Raw genomic sequence first — 17,339 nt, 5'->3', positions numbered from 1 at the left:
GCCTAAAGCCTAAAGGAGACTCCCGATGGCATCCCTCATCGAAGTGAAGGTACCGGACATCGGCGACTATCACGACGTGCCGGTGATCGAGGTGTTGGTCAAGCCCGGCGACGTGCTCGCGCCCGAAGACCCGATCTGCACCCTCGAATCGGACAAAGCCACCATGGACGTGCCCTGCCCCGTGGCCGGCATCGTGCGCGAGGTGCTCGTCCAGGTCGGCGACAAGGTCTCCGAAGGCACCCCCGTCATCCGCCTCGAAGCCAAAGAAGCGGATCGAGCATCCGAGCAAGCCTCTCAGCCCCCCGCCGACGTGGCCACGCCAGTCCAGCGCGGCGTCGAAGCGAACGCAGCCGCCACGACGAAAGTCGGTGAACCCACTCCTTCTGCCGCGTCACCGCGACCGGCCTCGGTCGCCGGTGCGGCGGTTTGGGCGCCCGTCGCCGAACCCGTGACACCGTCTCCCATTGCGCCCACACCGATCCAGCTCGGCGGCAAGATCCACGCCAGCCCCGTGGTGCGCGCCTTTGCCCGCGAGCTCGGGGTCGATCTCTCCAAGGTCACTCCGTCCGGGCCCAACGGGCGCATTCTGCGTGAAGACGTCGTCACCTACGTCAAGCGCGTGATGCAAGGTGAAGCCGGGGAGCCATCCAAGGCGGGCGGCGGCTCGTTGCTCGCCGGCTTGGAATTGCCGTCCTGGCCCAAGGTAGACTTCGCCAAATTCGGCCCGATCGAGGTCAAGGAACTGGGGCGAATCAAGAAGATCTCGGCGGCGAACCTCGCGCGCAACTGGATCATGATCCCGGCGGTCACCTACCACGACGAGGCCGACGTCACCGAGCTCGAAGCCTTCCGCCGCGAACTCAACCGCGAGCACGAAAAGGAAGGGCTCAAGTTCACCATGCTCGCCTTCCTCATCAAGGCGGTGGTGGCAGCGCTGCAGCGCTTCCCCGACATGAACACCAGCCTCGACGGGGACAAGCTCGTCTACAAGCGCTACTACCACATCGGCTTTGCCGCCGACACGCCGCAAGGTCTGGTGGTGCCGGTGCTGAAAGAGGCCGACAAGAAGGGGCTGCGTGAGATCGCCGCCGAAACGGCCGAACTCGCCCGCAAGGCGCGCGAAGGCAAACTCAAGCCGGCCGAGATGCAGGGCGCCACCTTCACCATCTCCAGCTTGGGCGGCATCGGTGGCACGGGATTTGCCCCCATCATCAACGCGCCCGAGGTGGCGATCCTCGGCGTGAACAAGATCGCCGTCAAACCGGTATGGGACGGCAAGGCGTTCGTGCCGCGCCAAATCCTGCCGCTGTCGCTCACGGCCGATCATCGCGTCATCGACGGGGCGTACGCCACGCGTTTCACCACCCACCTTGCCCAGCTGCTCGCCGATTTCCGGCGGGTGCTGCTCTGAAACGGAGGCGAATCCCATGTCCCTCATCGAAGTGAAGGTACCGGACATCGGCGACTATCACGACGTGCCGGTGATCGAGGTGTTGGTCAAGCCCGGCGACGTGCTCGCGCCCGAAGACCCGATCTGCACCCTCGAATCGGACAAAGCCACCATGGACGTGCCCTGCCCCGTGGCCGGCATCGTGCGCGAGGTGCTCGTCCAGGTCGGCGACAAGGTCTCCGAAGGCACCCCCGTCATCCGCCTGGAAGCCAAAGAAGCGGATCGAGCATCCGAGCAAGCCTCTCAGCCCCCCGGCGACGTGGCCACGCCAGTCCAGCGCGGCGTCGAAGCGAACGCAGCCGCCACGGCGCAGTCCGGATCGGCCCCCGTGCCGGCGGCGGAGACGCATTCCGCCCCTCGGTCCGAGGCAGCGGCGGTAGCGTCGTCCGCGCCCGCCTTCGCCGGAGAAGTCCACCACCGCTGTCGGCTGCTCGTGCTCGGCGGCGGCCCGGGCGGCTATTCCGCCGCCTTCCGCGCAGCCGATCTCGGGCTCGACGTGCTGCTGGTCGAGCGCGAACCCGTGCTTGGCGGCGTGTGCCTCAACGTGGGTTGCATCCCTTCCAAGGCGCTGCTGCATCTAGCCTCCGGCATCGAAGCGCGCACGCAGCTTGCCCAGGCCGGGATCGTCTTCGAAGCACCGAAAATCGACCTCGAGCGGGTGCGGGCGCATCGGGACGAAGTCGTCGGACGGCTGACCAAGGGCCTCGCGGGCATGGCCAAGGCGCGCGGGGTGCGGGTGCTCCGGGGTGAAGGTCGACTCGTCGGCTCCCATCACCTCGAAGTGCGGCGCATGGAAGGCGATCCTACGCATGAAACCGGGACCGTCGAGATCGTTCAATTCGAACAGGCGATCCTCGCCGCCGGTTCGCGACCGGTACGCCTGCCGTTCCAGCCCGACGACCCGCGGGTGGTGGATTCCACCGGTGCGCTCGCGCTGCCCTTTATTCCCCAGCGCATGCTGGTGATCGGCGGGGGCATCATCGGTCTGGAAATGGGCACGGTCTACGCCGCTTTCGGCGCCGAGGTCGACGTGGTGGAAGCCACGGCCGATCTCTTCCCCGGCGCCGACCGTGACCTCGTGCGCGTGTGGGAGAAGAAAAACGCCAACCGTTTCGCCGCCTTGTACCGCAACACGCGCACCACGGCGCTGGAGGCGCGGGCGGACGGCATCTGGGCGAGTTTCGAAGGGGAAGCGGCGCCCAAGGAAGCGCAGCGCTACGACCTCGTGCTCGTGGCCGTTGGTCGTCGCTCCAATGGACCTCTCCTGGGAGTGGAGGCGGCGGGCGTGCACCTCGACGAGCGAGGATTCATCCCTGTCGACCCGCAACGACGCACCAACGTGCCCCACATTTTCGCCATCGGGGATCTTACCGGCAATCCGATGCTCGCCCACAAAGCCGTGCACGAAGGGCACGTGGCGGCGGAAGCGGCTGCCGGCCGGAAAGCGGCGTTCGACGCCTTGCAGATCCCGTCGGTGGCCTACACCGACCCCGAAATCGCCTGGGCCGGACTCACCGAGGCCGAGGCCAAGGCCCGAGGTCTCAAAGTGGAAAAGGCCGTCTTTCCCTGGGCCGCCTCGGGACGGGCGATCGCCAACGGTTGCGAGGAAGGATTCACCAAACTGCTGTTCGACGCCGAAACACACCGCCTGATCGGTGGCGCCATCGTCGGCGCCGGCGCAGGGGATCTGATCGGTGAAATCTGCCTGGCGATCGAAATGGGGGCGGAAGCAGGCGACATTGCCCGTACCATCCATCCCCACCCGACGCTCATCGAGACGGTGGGTCTGGCCGCGGAAGTCGCCGAGGGGAGCTGCACCGACCTTCCTCCTGCGCGCAAGCGGTGAGTCCCTTGCCGTTGTCGGCGGGGAAGAAGAACGTACCCGCCGCTTCCTCGGGCAGATCCTGCACCATTGAGGGGGCGCTCAGTCCTTGCTCAGGGCTTCGATCGGCAGGCCGACGCGCACGTTCCCCCACAGGCGGCCACCGACGTAAATCGGCATGGCCACATCGACCAGGATCTCTCCCGTGTCGCGGCGGTAGGTCTGCATCAGCACCGGAGCGGTATTCTGCGCCGCGCGCAGCTCGCGAGGGTTGTCGAACTTGCGGTAGGTCCGATTACCCACGAGATCCTTTTCCCGGTCGCCCGTGAGGGGTTTGCTGAATTTGGCGTTGTGCGCCGAGAGATAGCCGTCGGTATTGACGGCCACCACGAACACCGCCTCCGGGATCCGCGCGAGCCCCTCGTCGAGCAGATGCTGGCAGCGGCGCACGAACTCGTCGCTCCATGCGAGCTTGAATTTCGGCGGATCGCAATTCAAGTAGGGACGATAGTTGCGATCGAACACGTCGATTCCCTCGCGCGCCATCGCTTCGAGCTGGACCTGGATGGCGTCGCGCACGATGCGCTCCTCGCGTACCACCTGGTCGAAGCGACCGCGCCCCACCCGGTAGCGGGCGAGCATCTCGAGGATAGTCTCGGTGCGCTCGGTCAGCGCGTCGATGTCGCTGCGGGTCTCCTGCATCAGGCAGCGTACGGCCTCACCCACCTCGGCGATGTGGCGTACGTGTTCGATTGTGGCCTCGTTCGCCCTGGCCAGATTGTCACTGGCCGTAACCATCTCTCCCAGGCTCTCGCGGCTGCGGTGGAACGCCTCGTCCATGCGCGCGAATTCTTCTTCGACGTGATGGACCGAGCGCAGCGTCTCGTCCATGTCGGCGTTGATCGCTTCGTTCTGGCTACGGGTCTGGTCGACGATGCCGATCATGCCGTCGATGTCTTGGGTGATCTCTTGCGAGGAGAGGTTGACGCGTTCGGCGAGCTTGCGTACCTCGTCGGCCACCACGGCGAATCCGCGCCCATATTCTCCGGCGCGCGCCGCTTCGATGGCGGCGTTGAGGGCGAGCAGGTTCGTCTGGTCGGCAACTTCACGGATCAAACCGGCGATGCGGCGGATCTGCTCGGAGCGGTTCGCCAATTCGCTCACCGTGCCGGTAAAGCCCGCCAGACGCTCGCGCGAAGTGCCGATGCGCTGCACGACGGCGTGCAGTTCGGACAACGCCGAAGACACGGCGGCCAAACTCTCCTGCATCGTCGTGTCCAGCCCCTGGATTCGCGTCTGGACCTCCTCGATCGCCTCCGTCGTACGCTGGCTCGCGGCAAAAACCTCGTCTGCCAGGCGCAGCTGGGTCTGGGCGCTTTTCTCGGCTTCCATCGCTTTGGCATCGGCGCGCACCGCATCCCCGCCCACTTCCACGCTCACCCGACGCAGGTCGACGATGATCGCTCGCATCTTCTCGGCAAAAGCGTTGTAGGCTTTGGCGAGTTCCCCCAGCTCGTCGTGCGTCATCACCGGCAAGTCGACGGAGAAATCCCCCATGCGACGGTCGTTGCTCAGGGTACGAAAGATCTCGGCCATGCGCCGCAACGGCCGGACGATGAGGTGGCGCATGTAGAGGATGAGCCCGACGGACACGAGCAGCATCGCGACCATGAGCATCCCGAACTCGCCCACAGTATCGGCGAAGGCCGCCGCCACCTCGGCACGCAAGGCCTCGTTCCCCTGCCTCGAGAGCAGATCGTCGACCCGGGCTTGCAACGAATACAGCAGCAGGAACCCAGCCGAAGCGATGAGAGGCACGACGAGGAAACTCGCGAATTTCCTCGTGACCGTGGTAAAGAACGTCCGTTCCACCCAGTCGTAGACGCGCCAGAACCAATCCATATCCTTCTCCCTCGGCGTTTGGGGGATTATCGGCTCCCCTCGAAAAAACTTTAGCCGATGCTGGCATGCCTTGCTTGCACGAGGCTGACACTACGCTGTCCGCGGCTGCCAGAAGTCATGAGGTTTGCTCCCTCGCGCTGGAAATGCGAAAATTCCCCTTTCGTTCGCCCAGACGCAGAGTCCTCCCATGACGGAACCGATGACTTCCGAGCCGCTCACCCTTGCCGAAGAGAATCGCATCAGCGCCGAACGGCGCAAGAAACTCGCGGCGCTGCGTGCCCGTGGGCCGGCCTTTCCCAACGATTTCGAACGGCTCAATCTCGCCGCCAAGCTCGACGAAGCCTACGGCGAAGCCGAGGCGGAAAAACTGCAGGAACTCAAGCCCGCCGCGGTCGTGGCCGGGCGCATCATGTTGAAGCGCGTCATGGGCAAGGCGAGCTTCATCACGATCCAGGATCTCTCCGGCCGCATCCAGGTCTATGTGGCGCGAGACAGCGTCGGGGCCGAGGTCTATGAGGAGTTCAAACACTGGGACATCGGCGACATCGTCGGCGTCGCAGGTCACCTCTTCAAGACGCGCACCGGCGAGCTCACGATCCACGCGGAATCGATCCGCTTGCTCACCAAGAGCCTGCGTCCGCTGCCGGACAAATACCATGGGCTCGCCGATCAGGAGCTGAAGTACCGCCAGCGCTACGTCGATCTCATCATGAGCGAGGAGACGCGCCGGCGTTTCGTCGCCCGCAGCCGCCTCATCCAGGCGATCCGCGAGTACATGCTCGAATACGGCTTCCTCGAAGTCGAAACGCCCATGCTGCACCCCATTCCGGGCGGGGCCAACGCTCGTCCCTTCGTCACCCACCACAACGCGCTCGACATGCCGATGTACCTGCGTATCGCTCCCGAGCTCTACCTCAAGCGCTTGGTGGTGGGCGGATTCGAAAAGGTGTTCGAGATCAACCGCAATTTCCGCAACGAAGGGATCTCGCCGCGGCACAACCCCGAATTCACCATGATGGAGTTCTACGAGGCCTACAGCGACTACCGTAAGCTGATGGATTTCACCGAAGGGTTGATCCGTCATGCGGCGCGCGTGGCGCTGGGCACGGAACGCTTCATCTATCAGGGGCAAGAGCTCGATCTGTCACAGCCCTTCGCGCGGCTCACCATCGTCGAGGCGATCCAGAAACATCACCCCGGCTGGTCTCGCGCCCAGCTCGAGGATCCTCAGTGGTTGCGCGCCAAGCTGGCCGAACTCGGCGTGGATGTCAAACCGGACATGGGACTGGGGGCGCTGCAGCTCGCGCTCTTCGAGGAAACCACCGAAGCCGAACTCTGGTCGCCGACCTTCATCGTCGATTATCCGGCCGAAGTCTCGCCGCTCGCGCGCCGTAGCGACACCAACCCCGAGATCACCGAGCGATTCGAGCTCTTCATCGTCGGGCGTGAGATCGCCAATGGCTTTTCCGAATTGAACGATCCGGAAGACCAGGCCGAGCGCTTCCTCGCGCAAGTGCGGGCAAAAGAGGCCGGCGACGAAGAAGCGATGTACTTCGACGCCGATTACATCCGGGCGCTCGAATACGGCATGCCGCCCACCGGTGGCTGCGGCATCGGCATCGACCGTCTGGTGATGCTGCTCACCGACAGCCCCAACATCCGCGACGTCATCCTTTTCCCCGCGATGCGTCCGGAAGAGTAAAACGCTTCAGCGGCGGAAAAAGCGCGCCGGGTCGACCGCGAGCGCCGTGGTGCGCTCGAGCGGCCAGGGCTCGCCGCAGAGCATGGCCGCGGCAAGCCGCGCCGCCGGCACCGCAAAGGCCAAGCCCCGTGCGCCGAATCCCGAGAGTATGAAAAGTCCCGGCGTCTCGCCCAGGGGACCGACCACCGGCAGGCGATCCGGTACTGTCGGCCGAAATCCTACCCGTGCTTCGAGCGAGGCGGGATCGAGCCCCGCCGTGTAGCCGGGTAAAATCGCTTCGAGCTTGGCGAGGTTTTCCCGGTGATCGCTGGCGCGCACGGCAGGGTCCGGGTCATCCACGGCCAACGTCGCCCCGAAGGCGCGCCGCCCCGAGACTTCCGGCGTCACATAGCCATTGCGGCATACCGTCACCCGAGGCGGCGAACCGGCCTCGGCCGGCGCGAGCGACACCTGACCGCGCGCGGGCCGGATCGGCAGTCCGGCCGCCTGAGCGAACGAGGAGACTTCCGCGCCCGCGGCGAGCACCACCGCGTCGGCCTCTTCCAGGACGTTACCTTTGGCGTCGCGCACGCGCCAGCCCGGTGCGCACGATTCGATCGAGCCCACGGCCGTGGCGCAACGCAGCGTGAGCATCGGTCCGGCGAGTTCGAGCAAGCGGCGGCACCAACGCTGCGGGCCGATCCAGCCGCCGAGCTCGAACCACCAGCCGCCCTGCGCCACCGGCCAGCCGATGCGCTCGGAGAGCGCCGCGGCGTCGAGCCAGCTCAACACCTCGGGTGGCGGGGCGAGCCGCTCAAGCGTTGCCCGTTGCTTGCGCGCCTGCGCTTCGTCGCGCGCCAGATGCGCTACCCCGCTCGGTCCCCAAGGGGCCTCGATCCCTCGATGCTCCCATTCGCGCAGCATGGCGTGGGCGGCGAGCGTGCCGGCGCGCGTCCAGCGCGAGAGAAAATTGTCGTCGGCGCTCGGCAACCAGCGCAGTACCCCGGCGAGATTGCCCGAAGCGCCCTGCCCCGGCGAAGCCTCGCGTTCGAAGAGCGTCACGGGTACGCCGCGGCGCGCGAGTGCATGGGCGAGGTTCGCCCCTGCCATGCCTGCGCCGATCACCACGACCCGAGCGGGACGTCGTTCCTCGGCGAGCATCCCCTCGCGCCAGGCGATGGTCATCTCCCGCTTGCCGGCGAATCCGGGCGCCGGACGGACGCTCAGGCCCGATGCGGCGAGCCGCCGGCGTACCTCACCGGCCGCACACCAGGTAGCGAGCCGCGCCCCCGGTTTCATGCGCCGTGCGATCGCGGCGAGCAGCGGCTCCGACCACATGGCGGGGTTCTTCGTCGGGGCGAATCCGTCGAGATAGACGGCATCGAACCGGCCTTCGATCTCCTCGATCGCCGCGGCATCGTGGTAGACGAGAAAGAGCCGCACCCGACCCTCGTCGAACTCGAGGGTGTGAATACCCGGAACGAGCGGCGGCAAGCGTTGGCCCAAGGCCAGCGCGAGCGGGCGCAGCTCGCTCTCCCCTTGTGCCCACACGCGGCGCCAGTCTTCGGCCGTGAGCGGATGCTTTTCCAGGGAGACGAAATCGAGCCGCTGCGCGCGTCGCGGATCCGAACGCCACGCCGCCCAGGTGGCAAGAAAATTCCCCCCCAGCCCGAATCCCGTCTCCAGGATGGCGAAGTGTGCCCGCCCCGCCCACGCCTGCGGCAGCCCCGTGCCGCCGAGAAAGACGTGCCGGCTCTGGGCGAGCGCTCCATGCACCGAGTGATAGACGTCGTCGTAGTCGCCGTGTGCAGGCACGCCCTCGCGCCACTGCAAGCGCGCCGGGGTGAGTTCGAGGAGCCCCGCCATGGTCACGGGCTCAGAGGGCGCGCTCGAGCCGCGAAAGCGTGCGTTCCCGCCCCAACACTTCGAGCACCGCTTCCACTGCCGGGGATTGCGGCACGCCCAGCAGCACCACCCGCAGCGGGATGCCGAGCTTGGGCATTTTTACGCCAGCTGCGGCGAGCGTTTCCTTGATCGCTGCGGCGAGCCGCTCACGCCGCCATTCCGTTTCCGGGATCGCTTCGAGCCGACGATGGAGCTCGGCCAGCGCCCGGACGGCGGCTTCGTCGAGATGTTTTTCTCGGAATTCGGCCGCAGGATGCACTTCGACCACGAACGGCTCGACGCAGTCGGCCAGTTCCTCCAAAGTCTGCACCCGATCCTGATAGAGCGCCACCACCGGTTCGAGCGCCGTCGCGTCCGCAACCGCGACGCCGCGCCGCGTGAGCCGCTCGGCGCAATCGACCGCGAGCCGGCCCACCTCGGCCTGCTTGATGTAGTGGGCGTTCAGCCAGCGCAGTTTGTCGAAGTCGAAGCGCGCCGCCGAAGGATTGACGTCTTTGAGGTCGAACCAGGCAACGAACTGCTCGCGCGTGAAAATCTCGTCGTCGCCATGACTCCAACCCAGACGAGCGAGATAGTTGATCACCGCTTCCGGCAGATAACCGTCCTCGTGGTACTGCATCACCGACACCGCCCCGTGGCGTTTGGAGAGCTTCTGCCCGTCCGGTCCCAGGATCATGGGCAAATGGGCGAACTGCGGCAGGGGGGCGCCGAGCGCGAGGTAGAGGTTGATCTGGCGCGGCGTATTGTTGACGTGATCGTCACCGCGGATGACGTGCGTGATGCGCATGTCCCAGTCGTCGACCACCACGCAGAAATTGTAAGTGGGGGTGCCGTCGGCACGGGCGATCACGAAGTCGTCGAGTTCTTCGTTGGCGAATTCGATGCGCCCTTTGACGAGATCGTCCCAGGCAACGGTGCCACTGAGCGGATTCTTGAACCGCACGACCGGCTGCACGCCCGGCGGCGGAGGCGGCAGGGTTTTACCGGGCTCGGGGCGCCAGCGCCGGTCGTATCGCGGCTTTTCTCCCCGGGCACGCTGGGCCTCGCGCAGCGCCTCCAGCTCCTCGGGGCTCATGTAACAATGATAGGCGGTACCGGCCGCGAGCATCTGCTCGATCACCTCGCGGTAGCGATCCATGCGCCGGGTCTGATAATAAGGCCCTTCGTCATAGTCGAGCTCCAGCCAATGCATGCCATCGAGAATGGCCTGGACCGCCTCGGCCGTGGAACGCTCGCGGTCGGTGTCCTCGATGCGCAGGATGAACTGGCCGCCGTGGTGGCGGGCATAGGCCCAAGAGAAGAGCGCGGTGCGCGCACCGCCGATGTGCAGATAACCCGTGGGACTAGGGGCAAAACGCGTGCGGACGGTCATGATCGAAAGGGTTCCTCGAAAAAATCAACCGGCATCATGGTTGAAACGCAAAAGTGTGGATGAAGCGCTAGAGGGTAGTCACCCGACGGCATTTCATGGAATGTCCTCATTGGAGGAAAGCTCTTGCAAAAGGCGGGTTACTTGCCGATGCAATCCTGGCAAACTGCGATGAATCGTCCTCCAGACGATCTCATAGTCCACCTTGAAATAACCATGGGCAAGCACGTTGCGCATCTGATAGGCAATCGACAAGGGCAATTCAGGATGCGCCATCGCGAAATCGGGGTAGTGTTTGTCTATATTTCTGCTCGCCTCGCCGATCACCTCGAAATTTCGCACCACGGCATCCTGGACCAATGAGTCATTCAGGAAAGTCACCTCGTCCATCTCGGCGGTATAGCGATCGATACGTTCGATGGCTTCAAGGATGTGCGCAAGGTAGTCGGCAAGACGCCGTCGGTCGGCGGTCATAAGGGGTGGGCCTGGGCAAGCACTTGGGCGCGGATTTTTTCTGGCAAAGCCTTGGGCGTCAGCACGTCCACTCGGATCCCCAGCAGGGTCTCGAGTTCATGGCGGATCGCGCCGAGATCGAACAGCGTTGTTTCGGGCGTAGGATCGACGAGGATGTCCAAGTCGCTATCCTCGGTATCTCGACCCTGCACGACGGAACCGAATATCCGGGCATTGCGGGCATGATGCGCCTCGATCACGCGTCGAATAAGGTCACGGCGCAACGCAAGGACTTCGGAAGGTTTCACGTTTTCCCCTCGCCCATCTTATTTTTTCATGATAACGCCGTGCATTACGAATCGCAACCGCACGGTTCAACGCCCGCCGGAGCCGCGCGCGGCGCGCTCCAGGCGGTCGGCGATCGCCCGCGCCAGGGGGCCTTCCCCCTGCGGGCGTTCGATGACGATCTCGTCGACGCCGAGCCGGTCGAAGGCGCGCAGCCGGGCGTAGAGGAGGCGCGCCAAATCTTCGAGCGTCGCGGGCATCTCGTACCACTTCACCCCCGGCAGCTCGAGCGGATGCCGGCTCCACAGGGCGATGCGTTTGCCTTGGGCGAGCAGACGGGAGACGAGCGACTCGATCTCGCCCAGCGCGGCCAGACGCACGGGCGTGATCGGTGCGTAATGACTCGGTAACGACCCCGAGACGCGCGGCGCACCGCCATCGGCTGCAGCCACGGGTCGCCCCAGCACCTCGGCCAATTCCTCTGCACCGACCGCGCCGGGACGCAGGATGACGGGACCCACGGTGTCGAGGCGGGAGAGATCGAGGATGGTCGATTCTACCCCCACCGGGCAGGGACCGCCGTCGAGCACGAGCGCCACCTCGTCGCCCAATTCCTCGAGCACGTCGGCGGCCGTGGTCGGGCTCACGCGGCCGAAGCGGTTGGCGCTCGGCGCCGCGAGCCCCGAGCCGAAGGCGCGCAGCAGCGCCAAGGCTACGGGATGCGCCGGCACGCGCAGCGCCACCGTCTCCTGTCCCCCCGTCACGTCCAGCGGCACCCCATCGCCGCGCCGAAGCACGAGCGTCAAAGGGCCGGGCCAGAATCGGCGCGCGAGTGCCCAGGCCTCTTCAGGGATGTCGCGCGCCCACTGGGGCAGGTGTTCGGCGGAAGGCAGATGCACGATGAGGGGATGATCGCTGGGCCGCCCCTTGGCGGCGAAGATGCGCCGTACCGCCGTTGGGTTACGTGCGTCGGCCGCCAGGCCATAGACCGTCTCGGTCGGCAGCCCCACCAGTTCGCCGGCGCGCAGTTTCGCCGCCGCCTCGGCCAGCGCTTCTTCGCCGGGAGGCAGGATGCGCGCGTTCATTGCGGCAAAGGCGGCAGCGGCGGCAAACCCAGACGACGCCGCGCTTCGCTTGCTACGGCGCACGCCTCGGCGAGCGTCGCTGCCGTGACGGTGAAATGCCCCATCTTGCGCCCGCGTCGCGCCTCGCGCTTGCCGTAGAGATGCAACCGCAGGCCCGGCAGGGCGAGGATCTCGTGCCAGGGCGGCTCGCGCAGCACCTCGCCTGCGAACCACACCTCGCCCAAGAGATTGACCATCACCGCCGGCGAATGCGCCTCGGGCACGGCGAGCGGCAGGCCGCACAAGGCGCGCACCTGCTGCTCGAACTGGCAGACGCGGTGCGCATCGAGCGTATGGTGCCCGCTGTTGTGGGGCCGCGGGGCCATCTCATTGACGTAGAGCTTGCCGTCGGCGTAGAAGAACTCCACCCCCAGCGTGCCGACGTAGCCGAGCGCCTCGGCGAGCGCTTCGGCGATCTCACCGGCCTCGCGCAGTACGGCCGGGGGCAAGGGGGCTGCAGCGAAGGTGGCATCCAGGATGCCGTTGCGATGCACGTTGAGTCCGGCCTCGAAGGCGGCGATGCGCCCATCGGCACCACGTGCGAGCACCACCGAAAGCTCGGCCTCTAGGGCAAGCCGCGCCTCCAGCACGCAGTCGCGCCCAAAGCGCACGAACGCTGCCCGCGCCTCTTGCCGGTCTGCGACCACCGCCTGCCCCTTGCCGTCATAGCCGAAACGCGCCGTTTTGAGGATGCCGGGGAAAAGCGCCTGGGGCGCGCGCTCGAGGTCTTCTGCCGTGCGCACGGCGAGAAAAGGCGCATGCGGCAGGCCATTTTGCGCGAGAAAGGACTTCTCTTCGATGCGATCCTGGCAGACGGCAAGCGCCGCCGCGCCGGGACGCACGGGCATGGACTCGGCGAGCCGGGCAAGGCTCGTCGCGGGCACGTTCTCGAATTCGGTGGTTGCTGCGGCGCAGTGGGCCGCAATTTCCGCGAGCAGCGCTTCGTCGTCGTAGGCTCCACACAAATGGCGCTCGGCGATGCGCCCTGCCGGCGCCTCGGGATCGGGATCGAGCACCCAGACTGCGTAGCCGAGCTCCTGTGCCGCCCGCACGAAAAAGCGCCCCAATTGCCCACCGCCGAGGATCGCCAGCCTTGCCGGCGCCTCGATCCGCCCGGCCGTCATTCCAGCGGCTCCAGGCGCATGGCGAGCACGGATTCGCTCTGGCGGCGGCGGAATTCGGCAAGCCGCTGCCCGAGCACTTCGTCCGTAGCCGCGAGCATTGCCACGGCGAAGAGCGCCGCGTTCGCCGCCCCGGCCGCGCCGATGGCAAAGGTGGCGACCGGCACGCCCTTGGGCATCTGCACGATGGAGAGCAGCGAATCCTGCCCGTGCAGCGCCCGCGACTCCACCGGCACCCCCAGCACCGGCACCGTCGTCTTCGCCGCCAGCATTCCCGGCAGATGCGCCGCCCCGCCGGCCCCGGCGATGATCGCCCGCAGACCGCGCTCGAGGGCCGTTTCGGCGTAGGCGAACATCAAGTCCGGCGTGCGGTGCGCCGACACCACCCGCGCTTCGAAGGGCACCTCGAACTCGCGCAGCACCTCGGCCGCGGCGCGCATCGTCGGCCAGTCGGAAGAAGACCCCATCACCACCCCGACGAGCGGCTCGCCGGATCCGTAGCGCAGGAGTTCCCCATTCACGGCGCGATCCCCCGGCGGCGCTGGGCCGCGAGCAAGGTATTTTCCAGCAACATGGCGATCGTCATCGGCCCCACGCCGCCGGGCACGGGCGTGATCCGGCTGGCGACCTCACGCACTCCGGCAGCCACGTCCCCCACCAGCCGGCCGTCGGGCAAGCGGTTGATGCCCACGTCGATCACCACCGCCCCGGGCTTGACCATCTCGGGCGTGATGAATTCGGGCTTGCCCACCGCCACCACCAGCAGATCGGCGCGACGGGTGTGCGCGGCGAGTTCCCGCGTGCGCGAATGCGCCACCGTCACCGTCGCCCCCGCGTTGAGCAGCATGAGCGCCATGGGCTTGCCGACGATGTTGGAACGCCCCACCACCACCGCGTCCATGCCCTGCGGCTCGATGCCTTCCCAGGCGAGCAACTGCATCACCCCGTGCGGCGTACAGGGCCAGAAACATTCCCGGCCCTGTACCAGCCGCCCCACGTTCTCGGCGTGGAAACCATCGACGTCCTTGTTCACGGCGATACGCTCGAGCACCAGAGTCTCGTCGATGTGCGGCGGCAGCGGCAGCTGCACGAGGATGCCGTCGACCTCGGCATCGGCATTCAAGGCGTCGATACAGGCGAGCAGCCGCTCAGCGGACACGTCGGCAGGAAACTCGTACTTGCGCGAGCGGATCCCGACCTCGGCGCAAGCGGCCACCTTGTTGCGCACATAGACGTGAGAGGCAGGGTCTTCCCCCACCAGGATCACCGCGAGCGTCGGCACGACGCCGCGCTCCTGCAAGACGCCCACGCGTTCGGCGATGCGGCGGCGCAAGGCCTGGGCGATGGCTTTACCGTCGATGAGTTCAGCGGTCATCGTACACCCGTCGAGAAAGAAAATAGGCCGACGCAGGGCCGGCCTATTCGTGAAAACTGGGGCGACATACCGGATTCGAACCGGTGACACCTGGAGCCACAATCCAGTGCTCTACCAACTGAGCTAATGCCGCCGCCGCAAACCTTGGGGCTCGCGTGGCCTGCCCGACAGGAATCGAACCTGTAACCCCCGGCTTAGAAGGCCGGTGCTCTATCCGGTTGAGCTACGGGCAGATTCCGTCCCAGGCAGTATTCCGGAAGTAGCGTGGTCGGGGTGGAGGGATTCGAACCCCCGACATCTTGCTCCCAAAGCAAGCGCGCTACCGGACTGCGCTACACCCCGGAAAGGCGATCATTATAACCCGATCGCCCCACTTGTCAAAGCCTCATTCACCCTCTTTGACCGCCTTGAGGCTCAGCTTGATGCGCCCGCGATCATCGGTCTCGAGCACCTTCACACGCACCTTCTGCCCTTCCTGCAGGTAGTCGGAAACCTTCTCCACCCGCTCGTCGGCGATTTGGGAGATGTGCAACAGCCCGTCGCGGCCCGGCATGATGTTGACGATGGCGCCGAAATCGAGCAGCTTGACGACCGTACCCTCGTAGACCCTGCCCACTTCCACTTCAGCCGTGAGCTCCTCGATGCGCCGCTTGGCTTCCTCGGCGCCTTCGGCGCTGAAGGACGAGATGGTGACGTTGCCGTCGTCGGCGATCTCGATGACGGTACCGGTCTCTTCTTGCAGGGCCCGGATCACGGAGCCCCCCTTGCCGATCACGTCGCGGATCTTCTCGGGGTTGATCTTGAGTTGGATCATACGCGGCGCATAGGCCGAGACCTCGCCGCGCGCCTCGCCCATCGCCTGGCGCATCAGCTGCAGGATGTGCATGCGGCCTTCGCGCGCCTGGGCGAGCGCCACCTGCATGATCTCCTTGGTGATGCCCTGGATCTTGATGTCCATCTGCAACGCCGTGACGCCGCGCTCGGTACCGGCCACCTTGAAATCCATGTCGCCGAGATGATCCTCGTCGCCCAGGATGTCGGTGAGCACCGCGAAACGGTTGCCTTCCTTGATGAGACCCATGGCGACCCCGGCCACGTGCGCCTTGGTCGGCACGCCTGCGTCCATCAGCGCGAGCGAGCCGCCGCAGACGGTGGCCATGGAGCTCGAACCGTTCGACTCGAGGATTTCGGACACGAGCCGGATGGTGTAGGGGAAATCCTCCTGCTGGGGCAGCACGGCCGAGAGCGCCCGCTTGGCGAGGTTGCCGTGGCCGATCTCGCGGCGCTTGGGCGAACCGACCCGCCCGGTCTCGCCGGTGGAGAACGGCGGGAAGTTGTAGTGCAGCATGAAGCTTTCACGATATTCGCCGGCCACGGCATCGATGATCTGCTCGTCGCGGCCGGTGCCGAGCGTGGCGACCACCAGCGCCTGCGTCTCGCCCCGGGTGAAGAGCGCCGAACCGTGCGTGCGCGGCAGCACCCCCACCCGGATGTCGATCGGGCGCACGGTGCGCGTGTCGCGCCCATCGATGCGCGGCTCACCCGCGAGGATGCGCCCGCGCACGATGGAGGCTTCCAGCGTGAAGAGGATGTTCTCGATGTCGGGGATGGAGGGCAGCGGATCGAACTCGGCGAGCACCTTCTCGATCACCTGGGCGCGAATCGCCTTGAGCCGATCGTTGCGCGCCTGTTTGGCGGTGATGCGGAAAGCCTCTTCCAATTCGGCGAAGGCGAGCTCGCGGATGCGCGCCACCAGCGCCTCGTTGGGCTGGGGAGCCTTCCAGTCCCAGGCCGGTTTGCCCGCGACTTCGACGAGTTCGTTGATCGCCTGGATCGCCGCCTGCATCTGCTCGTGGCCGAAGACCACGGCGCCGAGCATCACGTCTTCGGGCAGCTCCTGCGCTTCGGATTCGACCATCAAGACGGCGTTCTCGGTGCCGGCCACCACCAGGTCGAGGGCACTCTTCTCGAGCTCGCTCGCGTTGGGGTTGAGGACGTACTGACCATCGAGGTAGCCCACACGGCAAGCGCCGATCGGCCCGTGGAAAGGCACGCCGGAGACGGCGAGCGCGGCGCTCGCGGCGATCATCGCGACGATGTCGGCGTTGACCTCGGGGTTGAGCGAGAGCACCGTGGCGACGATCTGCACCTCGTTGTAGAACCCTTCGGGAAAGAGGGGGCGGATGGGCCGGTCGATCAGGCGCGAAGTGAGCGTTTCCTTTTCGGAGGGACGACCTTCACGCTTGAAGAAACCGCCGGGAATGCGGCCGGAGGCGTAGAACTTTTCGATGTAGTCGACGGTGAGCGGAAAGAAATCCTGCCCGGGTTTGGCCTCTTTGGCGGCGACCACGGTGGCGAGTACCACGGTGTCGTCCATGGAAGCGAGCACCGCGCCGCTTGCTTGACGCGCGAGTTCGCCCGTCTCGAGGGTGACTTGGTGACGACCGTAGGTGAAGGTTTTTTTGATGGCGGTAGGCAAGGGACGATCCTTTCTCGGTGAGAGGGCCGACCCTCGCCTAGCCGGACGACAGCGATCGGCCCGGAAGAGGGAATTACTTACGCAGGCCGAGCCGCTTGATGAGCTCGAGGTAACGCTCGGGTTCGGTGCGCTTGAGGTAGTCGAGCAGCCGACGGCGCTGCGACACCATCTTCAACAGACCCCGGCGGGAATGATGATCTTTCTTGTGTTCGCTGAAATGCGGCTGCAGCCCTTCGATGCGGGCGGTGAGCAATGCGATCTGCACTTCGGGCGAACCCGTGTCGTTGTCGCCGCGTTTGTATTCCGCGATGATGCGGGCTTTGGTTGCGTTGTCTAGCGCCATGGATGTGGTTCTCTCTCGTGAATCTGAACG

The 17,339-nt window shown here is 66.0% G+C and carries 14 protein-coding genes and 3 tRNA genes; 3 read left to right on the top strand and 14 right to left on the bottom strand.

Going from position 1 to position 17,339, the window contains the following annotated elements; translation table 11 throughout:
- The first annotated feature begins 25 nt into the window (after positions 1 to 25).
- Positions 26 to 1,411, top strand: coding sequence for a dihydrolipoyllysine-residue acetyltransferase (locus EPD81_RS05545; protein WP_142804449.1), 1,386 nt, complete (start codon positions 26 to 28; stop codon positions 1,409 to 1,411).
- 16 nt (positions 1,412 to 1,427) lie between these two features.
- Positions 1,428 to 3,296, top strand: coding sequence for a dihydrolipoyl dehydrogenase (gene lpdA / locus EPD81_RS05540; RefSeq protein WP_142804448.1), 1,869 nt, complete (start codon positions 1,428 to 1,430; stop codon positions 3,294 to 3,296).
- A gap of 78 nt (positions 3,297 to 3,374) precedes the next feature.
- On the opposite strand, the gene EPD81_RS05535 is transcribed toward lpdA, so the two are convergent.
- Complete coding sequence (locus tag EPD81_RS05535; RefSeq protein ID WP_142804447.1) at positions 3,375 to 5,174, bottom strand: methyl-accepting chemotaxis protein; 1,800 nt, start codon at positions 5,172 to 5,174, stop codon at positions 3,375 to 3,377.
- Positions 5,175 to 5,361: 187 nt separating this feature from the next.
- Here EPD81_RS05535 and lysS point away from each other — a divergent pair, with 187 nt between their 5' ends.
- On the top strand, positions 5,362 to 6,876 hold the full coding sequence (gene lysS, locus EPD81_RS05530; protein WP_221929231.1) for a lysine--tRNA ligase: 1,515 nt from the start codon (positions 5,362 to 5,364) through the stop codon (positions 6,874 to 6,876).
- A gap of 6 nt (positions 6,877 to 6,882) precedes the next feature.
- Here lysS and mnmC read toward each other — a convergent pair whose 3' ends face one another.
- The 13 genes from mnmC to rpsO all read right to left on the bottom strand — a co-directional run bounded on the left by mnmC (position 6,883) and on the right by rpsO (position 17,309).
- Positions 6,883 to 8,721, bottom strand: coding sequence for an FAD-dependent 5-carboxymethylaminomethyl-2-thiouridine(34) oxidoreductase MnmC (gene mnmC / locus EPD81_RS05525; RefSeq protein WP_142804446.1), 1,839 nt, complete (start codon positions 8,719 to 8,721; stop codon positions 6,883 to 6,885).
- Positions 8,722 to 8,731: 10 nt separating this feature from the next.
- Positions 8,732 to 10,132: a glutamate--tRNA ligase gene (gene gltX, locus EPD81_RS05520; protein ID WP_142804445.1), complete on the bottom strand. Its 1,401-nt coding sequence runs from the start codon at positions 10,130 to 10,132 to the stop codon at positions 8,732 to 8,734.
- A 93-nt stretch (positions 10,133 to 10,225) separates the two neighbouring features.
- A complete protein-coding gene (locus tag EPD81_RS05515) occupies positions 10,226 to 10,603 on the bottom strand; it encodes a DUF86 domain-containing protein (protein ID WP_142804444.1) in 378 nt (125 codons plus the stop codon).
- On the bottom strand, positions 10,600 to 10,890 hold the full coding sequence (locus EPD81_RS05510) for a nucleotidyltransferase family protein (protein WP_142804443.1): 291 nt from the start codon (positions 10,888 to 10,890) through the stop codon (positions 10,600 to 10,602). Before EPD81_RS05510 ends, EPD81_RS05515 begins: the two co-directional genes overlap by 4 nt.
- A gap of 66 nt (positions 10,891 to 10,956) precedes the next feature.
- Positions 10,957 to 11,952 carry an L-threonylcarbamoyladenylate synthase gene (locus EPD81_RS05505; protein ID WP_142804442.1) on the bottom strand — a complete coding sequence of 332 codons (996 nt, stop codon included), beginning with the start codon at positions 11,950 to 11,952 and terminating at the stop codon, positions 10,957 to 10,959.
- Complete coding sequence (locus EPD81_RS05500; RefSeq protein ID WP_142804441.1) at positions 11,949 to 13,115, bottom strand: 5-(carboxyamino)imidazole ribonucleotide synthase; 1,167 nt, start codon at positions 13,113 to 13,115, stop codon at positions 11,949 to 11,951. Before EPD81_RS05500 ends, EPD81_RS05505 begins: the two co-directional genes overlap by 4 nt.
- Complete coding sequence (gene purE, locus EPD81_RS05495; RefSeq protein ID WP_142804514.1) at positions 13,112 to 13,579, bottom strand: 5-(carboxyamino)imidazole ribonucleotide mutase; 468 nt, start codon at positions 13,577 to 13,579, stop codon at positions 13,112 to 13,114. The genes EPD81_RS05500 and purE overlap by 4 nt, the downstream gene beginning before the upstream one ends.
- Before the next feature lie 50 nt (positions 13,580 to 13,629).
- Positions 13,630 to 14,487 (bottom strand): bifunctional methylenetetrahydrofolate dehydrogenase/methenyltetrahydrofolate cyclohydrolase FolD, encoded by an 858-nt coding sequence (folD, locus tag EPD81_RS05490; protein WP_142804440.1) that lies wholly within the window; start codon positions 14,485 to 14,487, stop codon positions 13,630 to 13,632.
- Positions 14,488 to 14,544: 57 nt separating this feature from the next.
- A tRNA-His gene (locus tag EPD81_RS05485) sits at positions 14,545 to 14,620 on the bottom strand.
- Between the two features lie 23 nt (positions 14,621 to 14,643).
- Positions 14,644 to 14,720, bottom strand: a tRNA-Arg gene (locus tag EPD81_RS05480).
- A 32-nt stretch (positions 14,721 to 14,752) separates the two neighbouring features.
- Positions 14,753 to 14,829, bottom strand: a tRNA-Pro gene (locus tag EPD81_RS05475).
- A gap of 43 nt (positions 14,830 to 14,872) precedes the next feature.
- Entirely contained in the window at positions 14,873 to 16,966 is a 2,094-nt protein-coding gene (gene pnp / locus EPD81_RS05470; RefSeq protein WP_142804439.1) for a polyribonucleotide nucleotidyltransferase, read from the bottom strand.
- 73 nt (positions 16,967 to 17,039) lie between these two features.
- Positions 17,040 to 17,309: a 30S ribosomal protein S15 gene (rpsO, locus tag EPD81_RS05465; protein WP_142804438.1), complete on the bottom strand. Its 270-nt coding sequence runs from the start codon at positions 17,307 to 17,309 to the stop codon at positions 17,040 to 17,042.
- Positions 17,310 to 17,339 lie beyond the last annotated feature (30 nt).

The organism is Tepidiphilus sp. J10 (genome assembly GCF_006980785.1).
Taxonomy (GTDB): Bacteria; Pseudomonadota; Gammaproteobacteria; order Burkholderiales; family Rhodocyclaceae; genus Tepidiphilus; species Tepidiphilus olei.
The sequence above is the reverse complement of the archived record's forward strand: the minus strand, read 5'-3'. Positions and strand labels throughout refer to the sequence as shown.